The 17,725-nt window shown below is 66.5% G+C and carries 12 protein-coding genes and 1 pseudogene; 3 read left to right on the top strand and 10 right to left on the bottom strand.

Features of this window, described 5'->3' with window-relative positions; genetic code table 11:
• Positions 1–6: 6 nt before the first annotated feature.
• From JFU57_RS23710 to JFU57_RS23665, 10 genes and pseudogenes are all read right to left on the bottom strand, one after another.
• On the bottom strand, positions 7–1,200 hold the full coding sequence (locus JFU57_RS23710; protein WP_201130959.1) for an acetyl-CoA C-acyltransferase: 1,194 nt from the start codon (positions 1,198–1,200) through the stop codon (positions 7–9).
• Between the two features lie 15 nt (positions 1,201–1,215).
• Positions 1,216–1,977 (bottom strand): SDR family NAD(P)-dependent oxidoreductase, encoded by a 762-nt coding sequence (locus tag JFU57_RS23705; protein ID WP_201130958.1) that lies wholly within the window; start codon positions 1,975–1,977, stop codon positions 1,216–1,218.
• Between the two features lie 16 nt (positions 1,978–1,993).
• Positions 1,994–3,658, bottom strand: coding sequence for an AMP-binding protein (locus JFU57_RS23700; protein ID WP_078473388.1), 1,665 nt, complete (start codon positions 3,656–3,658; stop codon positions 1,994–1,996).
• Between the two features lie 153 nt (positions 3,659–3,811).
• Positions 3,812–5,613: pseudogene (locus JFU57_RS23695) on the bottom strand (dipeptide ABC transporter ATP-binding protein).
• A complete protein-coding gene (locus JFU57_RS23690) occupies positions 5,610–6,455 on the bottom strand; it encodes an ABC transporter permease (RefSeq protein WP_201130957.1) in 846 nt (281 codons plus the stop codon). The pseudogene JFU57_RS23695 and the gene JFU57_RS23690 overlap by 4 nt, the downstream one beginning before the upstream one ends.
• Positions 6,456–6,465: 10 nt before the next feature.
• Entirely contained in the window at positions 6,466–7,542 is a 1,077-nt protein-coding gene (locus JFU57_RS23685) for an ABC transporter permease (protein ID WP_078473391.1), read from the bottom strand.
• Positions 7,535–9,109 (bottom strand): ABC transporter substrate-binding protein, encoded by a 1,575-nt coding sequence (locus JFU57_RS23680; protein WP_201130956.1) that lies wholly within the window; start codon positions 9,107–9,109, stop codon positions 7,535–7,537. Before JFU57_RS23680 ends, JFU57_RS23685 begins: the two co-directional genes overlap by 8 nt.
• A gap of 11 nt (positions 9,110–9,120) precedes the next feature.
• Positions 9,121–10,320 carry an LLM class flavin-dependent oxidoreductase gene (locus JFU57_RS23675; protein ID WP_078473393.1) on the bottom strand — a complete coding sequence of 400 codons (1,200 nt, stop codon included), beginning with the start codon at positions 10,318–10,320 and terminating at the stop codon, positions 9,121–9,123.
• Between the two features lie 36 nt (positions 10,321–10,356).
• Positions 10,357–11,088 (bottom strand): class II aldolase/adducin family protein, encoded by a 732-nt coding sequence (locus JFU57_RS23670; protein ID WP_078473394.1) that lies wholly within the window; start codon positions 11,086–11,088, stop codon positions 10,357–10,359.
• 43 nt (positions 11,089–11,131) lie between these two features.
• Positions 11,132–12,187 (bottom strand): ABC transporter substrate-binding protein, encoded by a 1,056-nt coding sequence (locus JFU57_RS23665; protein WP_201130955.1) that lies wholly within the window; start codon positions 12,185–12,187, stop codon positions 11,132–11,134.
• Between the two features lie 419 nt (positions 12,188–12,606).
• Here JFU57_RS23665 and JFU57_RS23660 point away from each other — a divergent pair, with 419 nt between their 5' ends.
• The 3 genes from JFU57_RS23660 to JFU57_RS23650 all read left to right on the top strand — a co-directional run bounded on the left by JFU57_RS23660 (position 12,607) and on the right by JFU57_RS23650 (position 17,593).
• Positions 12,607–13,869: an acyl-CoA dehydrogenase family protein gene (locus JFU57_RS23660; protein ID WP_201130954.1), complete on the top strand. Its 1,263-nt coding sequence runs from the start codon at positions 12,607–12,609 to the stop codon at positions 13,867–13,869.
• Between the two features lie 84 nt (positions 13,870–13,953).
• Positions 13,954–15,735: an ABC transporter ATP-binding protein gene (locus JFU57_RS23655; protein ID WP_201130953.1), complete on the top strand. Its 1,782-nt coding sequence runs from the start codon at positions 13,954–13,956 to the stop codon at positions 15,733–15,735.
• The gene (locus JFU57_RS23650; protein ID WP_078473397.1) at positions 15,728–17,593 is read left to right on the top strand and encodes an ABC transporter ATP-binding protein; all 1,866 of its coding nucleotides are present in this window, start codon (positions 15,728–15,730) and stop codon (positions 17,591–17,593) included. The genes JFU57_RS23655 and JFU57_RS23650 overlap by 8 nt, the downstream gene beginning before the upstream one ends.
• The last annotated feature ends 132 nt before the right edge of the window (positions 17,594–17,725 follow it).

The raw sequence follows: 17,725 nt of genomic DNA, 5'->3' as shown, positions 1-17,725 counted from the left end.
ACTTCCTCAATACAGGCATTCAACGGCCATGGCCGTGGCTTCACCGCCGCCGATGCAGATGGCCGCCACCCCGTGCTTCAGGTTTTTCTGGCGCAGGGCCGACAGCAGGGTCACCAGGATCCGCGCGCCCGAGGCACCGATCGGGTGGCCCAGGGCGCAGGCGCCGCCGTGCACGTTGACCTTGTCGTGGGGGATTTCCAGCTTGCTCATGGTGACCAGGCTGACCACGGCAAAGGCTTCGTTGATTTCAAACAGGTCGACCTGATCCAGGGACCAGCCGGTTTTCTGCATCAGTTTCTTGATCGCACCCACCGGGGCTACCGGGAACAGCCCCGGGGTGTCGGCAAATGCCGCGTGGCCGTGAATCACCGCCAACGGCTTGAGCCCGAGTTTCTGCGCCTGGGAGCGACGCATCAGCAGCAGGGCCGCCGCGCCGTCGGAGATCGAACTGGAGTTGGCGGCGGTAACCGTGCCCCCGTCGCGGAACGCCGGTTTCAGCGAGGCGATCTTGTCCAGCTTGGCCTTGGGCGGCTGTTCGTCGTTGCTGATCAGCACCTGCTCTTTGCCGACGGTGACGTTCAGCGGCACGATCTCGGCCTTGAAGCTGCCATCCTGGATCGCCTGTTGCGCGCGGGTGGTGGAGGCAATGGCGAAGGCGTCCTGGGCTTCACGGCTGAAGCCGTGCTCCTGGGCGCAGTCCTCGGCAAAGGTGCCCATCAGCCGGCCCTTGTCGTAGGCGTCTTCCAGGCCATCGAGGAACATATGGTCGATGACCCGGCCGTGGCCCATGCGGTAGCCGCTGCGGGCGCGGTCCAGCAGGTACGGCGCGTTGGACATGCTTTCCATGCCCCCGGCCACCACCACCTCGGCGCTGCCGGCCACGAGCATGTCGTGGGCCAGGATCGCGGCCTCCATGCCCGAACCGCACATTTTGTTCAGGGTGGTGCAGCGCGTGGCTTTATCCAGCCCCGCGCCCAGGGCAGCCTGGCGCGCCGGAGCCTGGCCGAGGCCGGCCGGCAGCACGCAGCCGAACAGCACTTCGTCGACCGCGTCGCTGGCCACGCCGGCGCGTTCCACGGCTGCACGGATGGCCGCGGCGCCCAGTTGCGGCGCTGTCAGGCCCTTGAGTTCACCTTGAAAGCCGCCCATGGGGGTGCGGACGGCGCTGACGATAACAATGGGATCCTGGGAGGTATTCATGGGGCAATCTCCTGCTTATTTGGCGGCCATGCGCAAGGCACCGTCGAGACGGATCACCTCGCCGTTGAGCATGCTGTTTTCAATGATATGCCGGGCCAGCGCCGCGTATTCCGCGGGTTTGCCCAGGCGTGGCGGGAATGGCACGCCCGCCGCCAGGCCGGCGCGCACTTCATCGCTCATGCCGGCCATCATCGGGGTTTCAAAAATACCCGGGGCGATGGTCATCACCCGGATGCCAAAGCGCGCCAGCTCGCGGGCGGCAGGCAGGGTCAGGCTGGCGATCGCGCCCTTGGACGCCGCGTAGGCCGCCTGGCCGATCTGGCCGTCGAAGGCGGCGGCCGAGGCGGTGTTGATGATCACCCCGCGCTCGCCATCGGCATTGGCTTCGCTTTCTGCGATGGCGGCAGCGGCCAGGCGCAGCAGGTTGAAGCTGCCGATCAGGTTGACGTTGATCACTTGGCTAAAGCTGGCCAGGGCGTGGGGCCCGTGTTTGCCGAGGATCTTCTCGCCGCGCACGATGCCGGCGCAGTTGATCAGGCCGTGCAGCGCGCCAAAGGCTTTGACGGTCGCCTGCACCGCCGCTTCGGCAGCGGCTTCCTGGCTGATGTCGGCCACCACGCTGTGGCAGCCGAGCTTCTGCGCCTGGGCCGCCACGGCCTCGGCATTGAGGTCCACCAGCATCACCTTGGCACCCGCGGCCACCAGCATCTCGGCGCTGGCGGCGCCAAGGCCGGAAGCACCGCCACTGACGAGAAAAACCTTGTTTTCGATCTGCATCATTATTTCCTTGGGTTCAAGCTTGAGCGTTGTGCGCCGCGGCCTCTTGAGCCTTGGCGATCTCCTGGTTGCGCAAGATAAAGCGCTGCAATTTGCCGCTTGGGGTTTTCGGCAACTCGCTGACAAATTCGATTTCACGGGGGTACGAGTGCGCGGCCAGGCGCTTGCGCACATGCTGGCGCAGTTCTTCGGCCAGCTCCGGCGCTGCCCGGTACTGATTGCTGAGCACGACAAAGGCCTTGACCAGTTCGGTACGCTCCGGGTCCGGCTTGCCCACCACTGCGGCTTCGACCACCGCCGGGTGCTCGATCAGCGCGCTTTCGACGTCGAACGGGCCGACCCGATAACCGGAAGTGGTGATCACGTCATCACTGCGCCCGACAAAGCTGATGCTGCCGTCCGGGTTGAGTTCGACGGTGTCGCCGCTCAGGTAATAATTGCCGACAAAGGCCTTGGTCGGCGCGCCCTGGTAGCCGGCGAACCAGCACATCGGCGACTGCGTGCGGTCGACGGCGAGAATCCCCGGCTGGCCGACGCCCAGCTCCTGGTAATCGTCGTCCAGCACCACGATCCGGTGCCCCGGCGAAGCGAAGCCGGCAGCGCCGACATGCACCGGGTGGTCCAGGCCGTGGTGGTTGCACAGCACCATACCCAGCTCGGTCTGGCCGTAATGGTCGTGGATCACCACCCCCAGGTTGTCCGCAAACCAGCGGATCACTTCCGGGTTCAGCGGCTCGCCGGCGCTGCTGACAATGCGCAGCTGGCCCTTGATCGAACGGGCAAAGTCGTCGCCGCCGGCAATCAGCAGGCGGTAAGCCGTGGGTGAACCGGTGAGGTTGCTGATGCCGTACTTGTTGATCACCCGGCAAGTGCTTTCGAGGGTGAACGGGCCATCGTAGAAGGTGATCGGGTGGCCCAGGCCCAGGGGCCCGGTGACGCCGAAATAGATGCCATAGGCCCAGCCCGGGTCGGCGACGTTCCAGAAAGCGTCCTCGGGGCGCAGGTCCACCGCGTCACGGGTGTAGTTCTGGAACGCGACGATGGCCTTGAGCGGCACTTCCAGGGCTTTCGACGGGCCGGTGGTGCCCGAAGTGAACATCAGCAGGAATGGGTCCTCGCCGGTCATCATGACGGGCTCATGTCGGGCCGGGTAATTGGCCAGTTCGGCCCAGAAACTGAAATCGCCGCGCACGATGCCCTGGCCCTTGGCCCCGCCAACGGTGGCGATGGTCGGGCAGCCCGCCACTTCCCCAAGCTTGGGCCGATTGACCGCATCGGTCACCACCAGGGCGGCGCCGGAGCTGCTCAGGCGATGCTCGATGGCCTTGGGGCCGAAGGCGGTAAACAGCGGTTGATAGACCGCGCCGATACGCCAGGTGGCGAGCACGGTAATCAGCAACTCGACGTTACGTGGCAACAGGCCGGCGACCTTGTCGCCCTTGCCCACCCCCTGGGCCACGAGAAAGTTGGCGAAACGCGCGGCCTTGTCTTGCAGTTCGCTGAAGGTGTAGGTCGCGCTGCTGCCGTCGCGGCCTTCCCAGAACAGGGCGATGCGGCCCGGCAAGGCATGCCGGTCACAACATTCGATACAGGCATTGAGTGCCGACAGGTTGCCCGCCAGGGCAGCGTCGACGGTGTGCTGGTAGTTGAACTGTGTTGTGGCAGACAAGTAATCGCGCATCGCCAGAATCCCTCGCTGTTCTTATTAGGATGGGAACACCATAAAAGCGAGGAAATACTGGCGCTGCAGGCCTGCTGCGGCAATGGTCAAAGCCATCAAGTTGTGTGACTGGTTTGGCCAAGGCGCCGACCCTGGCGGCACCCGGGGCACGGCTCAGGCCAGAGTCGGCGAATTCTCCAGCAGGGTCTGGGTGTAGGCCGCCTGGGGCCGGTCGAGCACCTCGTCCACCCGCCCCTGCTCCACCACCCGCCCGAGTTTGAGCACCAGCACCCGGTCGGCGATCGCCCGCACCACCCCCAGGTCGTGGGTGACAAACAGCAGGGTCAGGCCCTGGGCCTGCAGTTGGCGCAACAGGGCCAGGATCGAGGCCTGCACCGAGACGTCCAGGGCCGAGGTGATTTCATCGCAGATCAGTAATTTCGGCTCGCAGATCAGGGCCCGGGCGATGGCCACCCGTTGCCGCTCGCCACCGGACAGGCTGTGGGGATACAGGTCGGCCACCGAAGCCGGCAACGACACGCGCTTGAGCACCGCCTCGACCCGCTCCCGGGCCGCTGCGCCCTTGATGCCGAAGAAGTGCTGCAAGGGCGCGCTCAGGGTCTGGTACACGCTTTGCCGCGGGTTCAGCGCGCGGTACGGGTTCTGGAAGATGTACTGGATCTGGTGCCGCAATCCGGCAGCCCGCTGGCGCGCCGCCAGTTTCAGCGGCTGCCCGGCGTACCGCAGCTCGCCCTCGGCGTTTTCCCCAAGCCCGGCCACCGCCCGCGCCAGGCTGGTCTTGCCCGAACCGGACTCGCCCACCAGCGCCAGGCATTCCCCGGGCAGCAGGCGCAGCGAGACGTCGAACAGCACCTGGCGGTCGTAGGCCAGGTTCAGGCCGTTGATTTCCAGCAGCGCCGGGCGCGGCGCACTGTCTTCAATCGCTAGCAGCGGCAGCTGGGGTGTCAGTTGCAGACCCTGCACATAGGGTTCGACACAGGCCACCTGCTGCTGCGCCACCAGCTCGCGCAGGGGCGGCTCGGCTTCGCTGCACTCGGCACGCCGCCGCGAGCAGCGGGGAGCGAAGGCGCAACCGGCGGGTCGTTGCCCAGGTGCCGGGGCGTGCCCGGGAATCGCCAGCAGCTCGCGGCGCTGGGCAACATCCGGGATCGCCGCCAGCAACCCCCGGGTGTAAGGGTGCGCGGGCCGGGTAAACAGCGCCTCGCGGCTGGCGATCTCCACCAGGCGGCCGGCGTACATCACCATCACCCGGTCCACCAGGTCCTTGATCACCGCCAGGTCGTGGGACACGTACACCGCCGCCACCCCCAGGCTTTTGCACAGCCGACGCAGGGTGGCGAGGATATGGGCCTGGGTGGTGACGTCCAGGGCCGTGGTCGGTTCGTCCAGCACAATCAGCCGTGGCCGCAGGACAAACGCCAGGGCCAGCATCACCCGCTGCTGCTGGCCGCCGGACAGTTGATGGGGAAAACGCCGCAGAAACTCCGGGTCATCCGGCAAGCCGACATCGCGCAGGGTCTCGACGATCCGCTGTTGCTGGGCCGCGCGGTCCAGGCGCACCTGGTGCACGGCCAGGGTTTCGCGCAGCAGGCCGCCGATGCGCAGCGCCGGATTGAGCGCAGTGGCCGGGTCCTGGGCGACGTAGCCGATCAGGCTGCCCCGGGCCTGGCGCAGGGCCTCGCCCTGCAGTTCCAGCAGCGCCTGCCCGGCCACTTCAACCCGCCCGCTGACAATCCGTGCGCCGCGCCGGGCATGGGCCAGCAAGGCGGTCGCCAGGGTGGTCTTGCCCGACCCCGACTCCCCTACCAGCCCGACAATCTCCCCGGCGTCGAGGCTGAAGGACACCCCGACAGCACATCCACCTGGTCCCGCAGTTCGACCCGTAATTGAGTGACTTGCAACACTCGGGTGCTGACAGGGCTGCGCGGCGTCTCGATCCCGGCGATGGCGTTCATGGTTGTTTGTCTCCGATCCGTGAGCTGCTGCGACCGATGCCTTCGGCGAGGATATTGGTGCCATAGGCGAAGATCCCGATCAGCACCGCCGGGGCCAGCACTGCCCAGGGCTGGACCAGCAGCCCGGCCTGGTTTTCATTGATCATCAAACCCCAGTCGGCAGTGGGCGGAGCCACGCCGTAGCCGAGGAAGCTCAAGCCCGAGAGCATGCCCACGCCCCAGGTCAGCATGTTGCCGAAATGCACCAGCAGCGGCGTGAGGATGTTGGGCAGAATCTCGCGCAGCAGAATCCGCCGCCGCGAATACCCCATCATCTGCGCCGCCTCGACAAATTCCTGGCCGGCCACCGCCACCGCGCTGCCCCGGGCCAGGCGAATCACCCCGGGGGTGAAGGCGATGGCCACGGTGAGCACGATCAGCCAGGGCGCGCGGCCCAGCATCGAGACAATCAACAGCACCAGGATCAGGTCCGGAAACGCCAGGGACACATCCGCCAGCCAGGTGATCAACTGGTCCAGGCGTCGTCGTGAAAAGCCGGCCAGCAGGCCCAGGGCGCTGCCCACCAGCAAGGCGATGGCCGCCGCGGCCAGCGACATCCACAACACCGACAGGCCACCGCTGAGCAGCCGCGACAGCACGTCATGCCCCAGAAAGTCATAGCCCAGAGGCGCCGCGACCGACGGCGCGCCGTACACCTGGCCAAGCATGTCAGTCGGCGCATGGGGCGCCAGCCAGGGGCCGAACAAGGCCAGGGCCACCAGCAACAGGGTGATCAGCGCGCCCTTGCGGGTTTGCGGTTCGGCCAGCCAGCGCTGCCAGCGGGCCCTTGATACGTCAGTCATGCGTCACCTCTCAAGGCGCTTTGGAGGGCGAACGCCGCCACCAGGGCTGAATGCCCCGGCGGTTGCGGCGAATCATGGTCACCCGGCGCGCAGTGCGCAGTTTCGGGGTCAGCAATACGGTCAACAGGTCGGCCAGCAGGTTGATCAGCACCACACCGAGGGTGATCAGCAGCACGATGGCCTGGATCATCGGCAGGTCGCGCATCTGGATCGCCGAGTTGAGGGAGGTGCCGATCCCCGGGTAGCTGAAGATCACCTCGGCCAGCAACGCGCCGCCGATCAGCGTGCGCAGGGTCAGGGCCACGCCCTGGATGGCCGGAATCAGGGCATTGGGCAAGGTATGGCGCCAGACGATGCGCCACTCGGGAATGCCCCGCAGCCGTGCGGCAACCACGTAGTCCGACTCCAGGGCTTCGATCATCGAGGCGCGCACCATGCGCGTCAGGTACGGCAGCGCGGACAGGCCGAGGGCCAGCACCGGTAACACCAGGAACTGCAATTGGCGCAGCAGGGATTTGTCCGGGTCGAGGATCGACACCGCCGGCAGCAGGTCCATGTGCGGCATGGAAAACAGCAGCACCAGGCCGATGGCCAGGAGAAAGCCCGGGGTGGCCTTGAGAAAGATCAGCAGCGACAGGCTCCAGCGATCGACCCGGCTGTCCCGGCGCAAGGCCAGGGACACCCCCAACAGCAAGGCCAGCGGCACCACTAGGGCGATGACCCCGGCGAGCAGAGCCAGGGTGTAGCCGAAACGCCCGAACAGGATGTCGGCCACCGGCGCATTGGAGTCCAGGGACACCCCCAGCTCGCCACTCAGGGCCGAGCCCAGCCAGCGCAGGTACTGCTCGAGGATGGGCCGGTCCAGGCCCAGTTGGCGTTGCAGGGTAAGGATGCTTTCCAGGGGCGCATCGGGACCGAGGATCACCCGCGCCGGGTCCGAGGGCAGCGCCTGGGTGGCGATAAACACCACCAGGCTGATGACCCAGGCGGTAAGCAGGCCATAGCCCAGGCGCCCGATAAACCAGGCCAGCCAGGCCGGGGTGCGTGGGGTCTTGCAGGAAGCGTTGGCAACAGTCGGCTCAGGCATGGTTCAACCACAACTCGTCGAAACGCCAGGAGGCGAAGGTGGTCTGTTCCGGCTGCAAGCCGCCGACTCGGGTCGAGGCCGCATCCAGCACATCATTGAAGCCCCAGATCAGCAGGCCGCCGCGCTGGTGCTGGATACCTTGCGCCTCATGCACCAGCTGCTTGCGCAGCGCAAGGTCGGGCTGGGCCAGGGCCTGCTGGTAGAGCGCGGTAAAGCGCGGGTCGTGGAAGTTGCTGCGGTTGTAGATCGCCTGGGGGGCATCGTTGTGCAGCGCCGAAGCGAGAAAGCCCCGGGCCGGCGTAGCGCCGGGCGACAACTGCCAGTTTTCCCGCTGCGGGCCGTTGAACACCGAGCCGTCGACCTGGGTCACCTTGATCTCGACCCCGGCCTTTTTCGCCTGCTGGGCGAACACCAGCGCGGCATTGACCCCTGGCCCCGGGGTGGTGGTCAGCTCGACCCGCAACCCGTCCTGCCCGGCCTGGCGCAGCAAGGAGCGCGCCTGGTCCAGGTCATGGGGGCGCTGGGCGATGGCATGGTTGTAGGTCGGGTCGTGGGGCGAATACAGGTCGTTGGCGATCCGCCCGAAGCCGTTGAGGCCGCGGTCCACCAGTTCCTGTCGGTCGGCCAGCAGGCGGAATGCCTGGCGTACCCGCTCATCCTGGAACGGCACCTTGGCCAGGTTCAGGTTGAAGCCGGTGAATGAAGTACTGGGTGACACGTAGAGCTTGAGCCGGGTATCGGCCTTGAGCAGCGCGCTGTGCTCGGCCTGGACCCCGCTGGCCACGTCGATCTGCCCGGCGCGCAGGGCGGCGGCGCGGGACACCTGGTCCTTGAATTCGATGATCTCCAGTTCATCGGCATAGGGCTGGCCGGGTTTGTAGTAGTTCTCGAAGCGGCTGTAGAGCGAGCGCTGGCCCGGGATAAAACTCTTGAGTTTGTACGGCCCGGCGCCCACCGGGTTGGTCACCGGGTCATAGTCGGTGGGCACGATGCCGCCGAAGCTGATCAGGGTTTCATCCAGGGGGAAGAAACTCTGGCCCTGCTTGAAGCGGATCTCGATCGTGCGCGCATCCAGCTTGCGCAGGGCCGTGCGGTCGATGGCCCCCACCAGCCCGGCAAAGGGTGAGGCAAGTTTCGGGTCGGTCAGGCGCAGAATCGAAAACAGCATGTCATCGGCGCCAATGCTCTTGCCGTGGTGGAACTCCAGCCCAGGCTTGATGCGAATGGTCCAGGCGCTGGCATCGGCATTGGGTTCGGCGAACTCGGCCAGGGCCAGGCGCGTGCTGACGTCGCGGTTCCATTCCCAGAACTTGCTGTACAGCGCCCAGCCGCGAATGATTCCGCCGCCCACCGGCTTGTGCGCGTCGAGATTGCCGGACTGGTCGCCATCGATAATGCCGATGCGCAAGCGCCCACCCTGGACCGGCGTGCTGCTGAGCAGCGCCGCGCTGTCGGCGGGTGCTGCGCCGCCGTCACAACCGCTGAGCAGACTGCTGCCCAGCAGCAGCCCGCCACCGACGGCCAGGCTGTTGCCGAGAAAGATCCGCCGCGAAAATGCCTCACTCATGGCCCTCTCCCCTATACCGCTTCGACGGCGCTGGGCTGGGCCTTGGCCACCGGGGTGACGCCCAGTCGCGGCACCTCGAAGCCATGGTCCAGGTCCAGCAGCGGGAACAGCAGGTCCGCCACCCGGTGCGCTTCATCGATCAACGGGAAGCCCGAAAGAATAAAGGCCGACGTGCCCTGGGCCTCGTATTCGCGAATACGTTCAGCCACCTGCTGCGCACTGCCCACCAGGTAAGTGCCGGCGGCCGGGCCGAGGATATTGAAGCCGAACAGGCTCGGGCCGAGCCAGACATTGGGGTAGATCTCCAGGTCCCGGGCCTTGGGCAGGCGCCCGGCGCGGATGGTCTCGACATTGCGTTGGGTCTGCGGGTCATCGCTGTGGAAGCTGTCCAGGGTTGCACCGGGCGGCAGTTGGCGCTCGATGGCGTTGCGCGCGGTTTGCAGCGAGGTGCGTTGCAGCAGTTTCTCGGCGTGGGCCCAGGCTTCTTCCTCGGTCTCGCGGACGATGATTTGCAGGCGGGTGCCGAAGGTCAGCTCACGGCCGATCTTGGCCGCTTCAGCGGCCACTTTGCGGAACTTGTCGCCGAGCTTGGGCGGGGTGTTGGCGAAGCTCAGGTAGACGTCGAGCAACTGCACCGAATGCGCCACCCCGGGGCCGGAGGTGCCGGCACCCCACAGCGGGATGCCCGGCTTCTGCCGCGGCGGATGCCAGCCGCCCAGGGGATGGCTGGCGGCGCCTGGCGAGCGCGCGGCGAGTTTGACGTAACGGCCGTCGTAGCCTGCGGTTTCACCGGCGTAGATGCTCTGGAAAGCGCGCCAGTATTCGAGGCTGAAGTCGTAGCGCTCGTCATGGGGGTAATGCACGCCCAGGGTCGCCAGGCCCGCGTCATTGCCATTGACCACGTTGAACAGCAGGCGGCCGTTGGAAAACTGGTCAAAGGTCAGGGCCCACTTGGCCAACACCGCCGGCGACAGTTCGCCCGGGTGTTGCGCCACGAGAAAGCGCAGGCGCTGGGTGGCGTCGATCAGGGCCGCCGACACCGCCAGGCTTTCGTTGGGGCTGGAGCCGAGCAACGAGCCGTAGTAGCCCAGCCGGTCACTGGCCACCGCCAGTTGCTTGAGGTGTTCGAAGTCGGTCTTCCAGCGGCCTTCGGGCTCCCATGGATAGGGGCCATCGGGGGTAGTGAGGTACCAGAGAATCTTTACCGCCATGGTCATGCTTCCTTGAAAGTGAGTGGACGACCGCGATCAGTTGCGGCGATCGATGGCCGGCACCAGGCCCAGTTCGGTGGCGCGCTCGAACAGGCCGCTCATTTTCCATTGTTGGGTCAGTACCCCGGGACCGTAAGGGCGCGAGCCGCCAAGGGCATCGGCCAGCAGTTGCAGTTGCGCGCCCTCCTCCAGCAACAGGATGAATTCGGCGGTGGCGCGCAGGCCCTGCTTGCCCCACACGGTGGAGCCGCCGTTGGCTTCGAGAATCGCCAGGTTGAAGGGGTTCTCGGCGATCTTGTCGAGGATGAAGTCCACCTCCGGCTGACGACGATCGATGTACACCGGCAGTTCCCGGGCCAGCTGGTAGCGCTGCACCGGCACGTAGTTGAACGGCAAGGTGCGGTGGGTCTGGGCCCAGGCACCGAGGTACGGCGAGTGCACGTGGGACACGGTGGTCACGTCCGGGTGGGTCTGGAACAGCTTGGTGTAGCGCCCGAGGCCGCCCTTGCCCTTGCCGAAAATCACCTTGCCGGCAAAGTCGGTGACCGTGGCCTGCAGCGGCTTGCGGTAGTTCCACGGCCCGCCGTAGTTGACCGAGACCAGCAACTCCTGGCCCGGCACCCGCTCGATAAAGCCGACGGTGCCGTTGGCGGTGATGGTGTTGGTTTCGCGGAACACGGTGAAGGCTTCTTCGGCGTCGATCAGCACCTGATCGATAAAGCTCTGCAGTTCTTGGCTGATGGGTTGTTCATGGATAAGTACGGTCATGGCAGTTCTCCGACAGGAATTGAGGTAAAGGCTGGGTTCAGGGTCAGGCGCGGCGTTTGGCCAGCAGTTCATGGGCCGCTTGCAGCGGGCGCGGGTCGACCCAGTCAGCGATGGCGAAATCGCGTTCGAGGAAGCCGTGCAGGTACAGGAAGTCTTTTTGCACCCCGAGAAACTCCAGGCGCTGGGGCGACAGGTCCGGGGCCAGGGTGGTGTGGAAGGCGCCGCGATAGGCTTCGGCCACTCCGGCACTGCCGGCGCGGGTTTCTTCTTCGAGAATCGCGTTCAGCGCCTCACGGTTGTTGGCGGCCCAGTCGGCGGCATTCAGGGTCTGCGCGAGAAAGCGCACCACCAGCTCGAAATGGTTGTCCAGCAGGCTCTGGTGCACGGTGATCGGCCGTGGCGTGCCGTTGTTGATGCGGTAGCGCGGGTCGGCGATCAGGTCCAGGTCGATGCCCACCACCAGCCCCAGGCGCCGCGCGGCGTCAGCAGCCGACGCACCCTTGACGTACACCGCGTCGACTTCACCGCGCACCAGGTAGTCCAGGCCTGACCACAGGCGCTGCAAACCTTCCTGGGGGTTGGCGGCCTGCTCCTGGTTCTGCAATGCCACTTCCACCAGCTCGACGTCGTCGAAACTCAGGCCGGCCAGGCTCAAGACACCTTTGTAACCGTGCAGGCTCATGGCCCGGGCGATGCTGCCCGGACGACTGTCGCCCCACGCCGGCAGGGCCAGGCGCTTGCCCTTCAAGTCCTGGGCGCTGCGGATCCCGGAGTCGGGGCGCACGAGGATGGTCTGCCACTCCTCGATCCAGGTCAGGCCGATCAGCCGGCTCGGTGAACCGGCGGCACGCGCGGCCAGGGCCGGGACATTGCCGCCCTCGCGAAACAGCCCGGGCAACTGGTGATCGTAGTGGTGATGGCCCAGCTGGCGGGCCTCCTGCAGGGTCGAGACCGGCAGGCCGTCGGCGGCGAATTCTTCGCTGAGCCAGCCCAGTTTGTAGGCGATCCCGGAGGCGGTCGGCACCGGGCAACGGGTGAACCAGATCTGTTCCAGGGCGGCCTGGGCAACGGGTTCGGCGAGTGTGGCGGCAAGCGTCATGGCGAGCTCCTGTGGCGGGTCAAGGCAGTCGTGGTGACTGCTGGCCAAGGTGGATGGCTTACCTGGGCTATTGCAGCGCCCGTGCCAAGAGCGCAAACCCCCGTTTTACAAGGCCTGGCGCCCTCCCCCTGACAATTCCCGGCGGCCGATTGCTGGCCTGCCAGCAGCTTTGCACGCCGACTGCTGCTGCCGGAGCAGCAGCCTGCCGAGCACTGCTGCTCCAGCAGCAATCGAGGCCTGACAGACGCCCTGCACCCAGGGTCAAGGCCCCGCCGGCTGTGGCTTGCAGGGGTTTTTCGGGGTTTGAAAAACGCCCTGGCGCAGAACTTGCTCAAGGCTGTTTCACCCAGCCGTCCTGGGTGGGCGCAGGCATCAAGCGCCTGCAGGGCGGCATCAGATCCCTTAACAGAGGTAATGCAATGAGCACCGTCGAACCCAACCCCGCCACGCAACCGTTGCAAGAACAGGCCCCCGTGCGCCTCCTGCACAGCGAGGCCGAGGCCATTGCCGTGGCCCGGGAGATAGCCAGGGAAATTGCCGAGATCGCCGCCGACAGCCAGGCCAACGGCCAGTTGCCACGGCGCCAGGCACAGTTGTTATCGGAAAGCGGCCTGACCGCCATCGGCGTGCCCAAGGCCTTTGGCGGCCTGGGCGCCTCGGTGCAGACCATCGTTGAAACCGTGCGCCTGATTTCCGTGGCCGACGGCGGTGTCGGCCAGTTGCTGCAGATCCATAACGTGATGCTGCGCGGGATCTTCAATGGCTACCCGGATGAGGTCCGAGACCGCCTGATCAGCGATGTGTTGGCCGGCAAGCGCTTCGGCAACGCTCTCGCGGAAATCGGCGGCAAGAACAAGTTTGCGCTCAAGACCCGGGTCGAGCGCCGCGCGGACGGCAAGCTGATCCTCAATGGCAGCAAGTTCTACTCCACCGGCTCGTACCTGGCCGAGTGGATCTCCCTCACCGCCGCCAGCGAAGACGGCGGCGCCGGGGTGCTGCTCAACCGCAATACCCCGGGCCTGACCCTGGTCGACGACTGGGACGCCTTCGGCCAGAAAAACTCGGTCAGCGGCACCGTGATTTTCGACAACATCGAGCTGGACGAGCGCTTCGTTTCCCAGCGCAAGGGGCCGATGAAACGCACGGGCCTGACCTTCCCGCAGATCCTGCACGCGGCCATCGACACCGGGATCGCCGCCGGCGCCCTGGCTGCAGCGGTGGAGTACCTGAAGCACCACGCCCGGCCCTGGGTCGAGAGCGGTGTGGATTTCGCCAATGAAGAGCCGCACATCATCAAGCAGATCGGTGAATACGCCGTGGCGCTGCGTGGCGCCGAATCCTTGCTGCGCGATGCGGCGCGGGTTTTCGACCAGCATGAGCTGGACCCGGAAAACAAAGAGCTGCAAGACGAGCTGATTCTCTCGGTGGCCACCGCCCGCGCCCATTCCGACAGCGCCTCGCTGAAGATCTCCAGCGACATCTTCTCGCTGCTGGGGGCCAGTTCCTCACTGAGCAAATGGAACCTCGACCGCTTCTGGCGCAACGCCCGGGTCCACACCACCCACGACCCGATCCGCTGGCGCCTGCACCACGTGGGCAACTACTACCTCAACGGCGTCGACCCTGGCGAATACACCGCGATCCTCAATGCCAAGGAAAAACAGGGCGCCACCCGCAGCTGACCTGCCGACGCTGTGTGGCGCGGGTTCCGGCCCGCGTCACGCCTGGCCACCGATTTAGCCCCTCCTCCTTGCAACGAGCCTTTCATGATCGAAAAACACCCTCTTTTGCGCAGCCTGGCGATCTACCGGGAAATGCCCTGGCGCTTTGCCCTGGTGGCCGCGCTGTACATCGCCGTCAACCTGGGGCTGGTCTGGCAGCAATGGCTGATCGGCCATGCCGTGAATGACGTCAGCGCCGGACGTGCGGTGCTGCGCCAGGCCGATGGCAGCCTGGACGCCAGCCTCGGCTGGTACTGGCTGTGGCTGATGCTGGCGGTGGCCCTGGGCCGTGGCGTGCTGCAATACGCCGCCAGCGTGTTGTCCCTGGTGCTCAGCCAGGAACTGCTGACCCGCCTGCGCGAGCGGATCCTGGCTCAGGTCCAGGGCCTGCACCTGGGTTATCACTGGCAACACGGCATGGGCGAGATGATCACCCGCACCACCCGCGACGCCGACAAGGTGCGCGATGCCCTGATCAGCTTCTGGCGCCAGGTGGTGGAAACCCCACTGGTGGTGCTGGCCACGGTCGGCCTGTTGAGTTGGTACAACCCGTTGCTGGGGCTGGTGCCGCTGTTGCTGACGGTGTTCGGCCTGGGCATTTTTGTCTTGCAGACCGAGCGCCTGGTCAGCCTGGACCGCGCGGTGGGCGCCGCTTACGACCGGGTCAACCAGGACCTCAGCGAAGGCATCGGCGGGGTGCGGGTGATCAAGTCGTTCGGCCTCGAGCACAGCCGCGTGCAGCGCTTCGCCGGCCAGGTGGCGCTGTTTGCCGGGCATGCGCGCCAGGCCCTGGCCTACTCCAGTTCGCGCATCCCCCTGCCCCAGGCAGTGGTCGCCCTGGGCCATGTCTGGATCCTGGTGTACGGCGCGCACCTGGTGGCCGCCGGGCAACTGGGGATCGGCGAGCTGGTGACCTCGCTGCTGATCGCCACCACCCTGGTGTTTCGCATCGAAGGCATCGGCCGGGTGATGCAGACCTTCGCCGACGCCCGCGCAAGCGCCGAACGCATCTGGCAACTGCTGGACGAGCCACCGGCCATCCGCAGCGGCAGCGCCCGCCTGCCCGACAGCGCCCTGGGCCTGAAGCTGGAACAGGTCAGCGTCAGCGCCCCGGGTGGCGGGCTGAACATCCTCGACCAGTGCAGCCTGACCTTGCAGCCGGGAGAGATCGTGGCCCTGGTCGGCGCCACCGGCACTGGCAAGAGCCTGCTCGCCAGCCTGTTGCCGCGCCTCAGCGACATCAGCGCCGGGCGCCTGCTGCTGGGCTCCGACAGTGCCGGCTGGCACGACATCCGCCAGCTCGACCTGAGTGAGCTGCGCCGGCGGGTGCACGTGGTGCCCCAGGAAAGCTTTCTGTTTTCCGACACCCTGGCTGCCAACCTGCGCCTTTGCGCGCCCCAGGCCAGCGACGAGCAGTTGCGCCATGGCCTGCGCCTGGCTGCGGCCGAAGATGTCCTGGAACGCCTGCCCCAGGGCCTGGCCACGCCCCTGGGCGATCGCGGGGTGACCCTGTCCGGCGGTCAGCGTCAGCGCCTGAGCCTGGCCCGGGCCCTGCTCGGCACCCCGGACATTCTCTGCCTTGACGACGCCACCAGTGCCCTGGATGCCATCAGCGAGCGCCAGGTGCTGAACAATATCCGTCAGTTGCGCCGCGACCAGGGGCGCGCCACCACCCTGCTGGTGATCTCCAGCAAGCTGTCGACCATCCTCCTGGCTGACCGGGTGCTGATGCTGCAACACGGAAAAATCGCCGCCAGCGGCACCCACGCCGAACTGCTGCACAGCAATCCGGACTACCGCGACCTGTTGGGGATCGACCATGGCTAATCCAATCGCCGGCAAGGCCCTGAGCGATATCGAAATCGAAGAACTGCTGGCCAGGAAAGCCCTGGACCGCAGCATGTTCAGCCGGCTGCTGCCATTGCTGGGGCCGATCCGCGGGCAGATCTTCAGTGTGATCGGCATCGAAGTGCTGCTGGTGCTCACGGTGTTTCTGCGGCCGTGGTTCGTGCGCGAACTGCTGGACCGTGGGCTGGTGCTGCACGAACAGCACTGGTTGCTGGATGAACGTCTGGTGCTGTGGCTCGGCCTGGGACTGGCGGCCAGTTGGCTCGGGCGCTTCCTGCTGGCCGGGCTGTCGCAGTTTGTGGCCGGCAGCGCGGCGATTCGCGTGCTCAACGACCTGCGGGTCAGGGTGTTTGCCCATGTGCAGTCACTGAGTGTCAGCTACTTCGACCGAACCAAGGCCGGGCGCATCATTTCCCGCGCCGACCGCGATGTCGACAGCCTCGAACCGCTGCTGATCCAGGGCCCGCCGGAGCTGCTGGGGGCCCTGCTGCGCTGCGGCCTGGCTTCGGTCATGCTGTGGCGCATTGAGCCCCGGTTCTTTCTCAGCCTGGCGGCCACCGTGCCCTTGCTGGTGCTGGCAACCTGGAGTTTCAAGCGCATTTCCCAGCGCAACTGGGCCAAGGTCGCGGAAAACCGCAGCCGCTTTACCGCGCACCTGGTGGAAAGCGTCAGCGGCGCGCGCATGTTGCAACAGTGCGCCCAGGAGACACCGAACCTGCGGCGCTACCGCGGTCTGCTGGACGACTTCAACCAGGCGCTGATTCGCGGCAGCCTGCGCTCCAGTTGGTTCGCGCCGTTTACCGCGCTGCTCAGCTCGGCGGGCATGGCTGTGCTGTTGCTGGTGGGCGGCTACGGCCTGGCGCAGGCGGACGTGACGGTGGGCCAGGTGGCGGAAAGCCTGTTCTACGTGTTCCTATTTCTGGGGCCATTGCAGGAACTGTCGGACCTGTTCGAACGCTACGCCACCGGTTCGGCCTCGGCCCAGCGCATCTTTCTGCTGCTGGACACCAAGCCGCAGATCAACGACATCCCGGAGCCGCGCAGCCTGGGCCGGGCACGGGGCGCGGTGCGTTTCGAGCGTGTGCGCTTCGCTTATGACCCTGCGGCCAAGACCCCGGTGATCAATGACCTGGACCTGGAGATTGCGGCGGGCGAAGTGCTGGCGATTGTCGGCCCCTCGGGCCATGGCAAGAGCACCCTGGTGCAGTTGCTGACGCGCTTTTACGAGGTCCAGTCGGGGGCGGTGAAGCTCGATGGCATTGACATTCGCGACCTGGCCCAGCACGAGCTGCGGCGCAGCGTTGGGGTGGTGTTGCAGGACAACGTGCTGTTCAGCGGCAGCATCCTCGACAACCTGCGCCTGGCCGCGCCCCATGCCGACGATGCCGCGCTGATTGCCGCGGCCCGGGAACTGGGCGCCGACGAGGTGCTGGAGCGCCTGCCCCATCAGTACCAGACCGAAGTCGGGCCGCTGGGCAGCCACCTGAGCCATGGCCAGCGGCAACTGGTGTGCCTGGTGCGCGCCTACCTCGCGGACCCGGCGGTGCTGGTGCTGGACGAGGCTACCTCGGCGGTCGACATCCACACCGAACGCCGCATCCAGCGGGCCTTTCGCCGCCTGTGCCAGGGCCGCACCGCCATCATCATTGCCCATCGCCTGGCGACCATCCGCGACGCCGACCGCATCGCCGTGATCCGCCATGGGCGCCTGGTGGAACAAGGCCCCCACCACCAGTTGATCGACCAGGGCGGCGCCTATGCGGCGCTGTACCAGACCTACCTGCGCAGCGCCGAAACCGGGGCCAGCATCGACGAAATCAGCGCCACCACCGCCTAAAAGCCCTGTAGCCGCTGCCAGAAGCTGCGCTGTTCGGGCCTGTGTCGGGGATTCATCAGCTAGATGCAAGGCGCCTGTCCGGGCCAGCTCAGCCTCGCGGGCTCGGCAGCGGCTACAGCTGTAGTCGCTGCC

The sequence above is a fragment of the Pseudomonas sp. TH07 genome, from assembly GCF_016651285.1.
Classification (GTDB): Bacteria; Pseudomonadota; Gammaproteobacteria; order Pseudomonadales; family Pseudomonadaceae; genus Aquipseudomonas.
The sequence above is the reverse complement of the archived record's forward strand: the minus strand, read 5'-3'. Positions and strand labels throughout refer to the sequence as shown.

Excerpts from the sequence above, each read along its gene's own strand:
- JFU57_RS23690 (WP_201130957.1), bottom strand. The coding sequence starts at position 6,455 with ATGACTGACGTATCAAGGGCCCGCTGGCAGCGCTGGCTGGCCGAACCG.
- JFU57_RS23710 (WP_201130959.1), bottom strand. The coding sequence starts at position 1,200 with ATGAATACCTCCCAGGATCCCATTGTTATCGTCAGCGCCGTCCGCACC.
- JFU57_RS23685 (WP_078473391.1), bottom strand. The coding sequence starts at position 7,542 with ATGCCTGAGCCGACTGTTGCCAACGCTTCCTGCAAGACCCCACGCACC.
- JFU57_RS23655 (WP_201130953.1), top strand. The coding sequence starts at position 13,954 with ATGATCGAAAAACACCCTCTTTTGCGCAGCCTGGCGATCTACCGGGAA.
- JFU57_RS23660 (WP_201130954.1), top strand. The coding sequence starts at position 12,607 with ATGAGCACCGTCGAACCCAACCCCGCCACGCAACCGTTGCAAGAACAG.
- JFU57_RS23665 (WP_201130955.1), bottom strand. The coding sequence starts at position 12,187 with ATGACGCTTGCCGCCACACTCGCCGAACCCGTTGCCCAGGCCGCCCTG.
- JFU57_RS23700 (WP_078473388.1), bottom strand. The coding sequence starts at position 3,658 with ATGCGCGATTACTTGTCTGCCACAACACAGTTCAACTACCAGCACACC.
- JFU57_RS23670 (WP_078473394.1), bottom strand. The coding sequence starts at position 11,088 with ATGACCGTACTTATCCATGAACAACCCATCAGCCAAGAACTGCAGAGC.
- JFU57_RS23680 (WP_201130956.1), bottom strand. The coding sequence starts at position 9,109 with ATGAGTGAGGCATTTTCGCGGCGGATCTTTCTCGGCAACAGCCTGGCC.
- JFU57_RS23650 (WP_078473397.1), top strand. The coding sequence starts at position 15,728 with ATGGCTAATCCAATCGCCGGCAAGGCCCTGAGCGATATCGAAATCGAA.
- JFU57_RS23675 (WP_078473393.1), bottom strand. The coding sequence starts at position 10,320 with ATGGCGGTAAAGATTCTCTGGTACCTCACTACCCCCGATGGCCCCTAT.
- JFU57_RS23705 (WP_201130958.1), bottom strand. The coding sequence starts at position 1,977 with ATGCAGATCGAAAACAAGGTTTTTCTCGTCAGTGGCGGTGCTTCCGGC.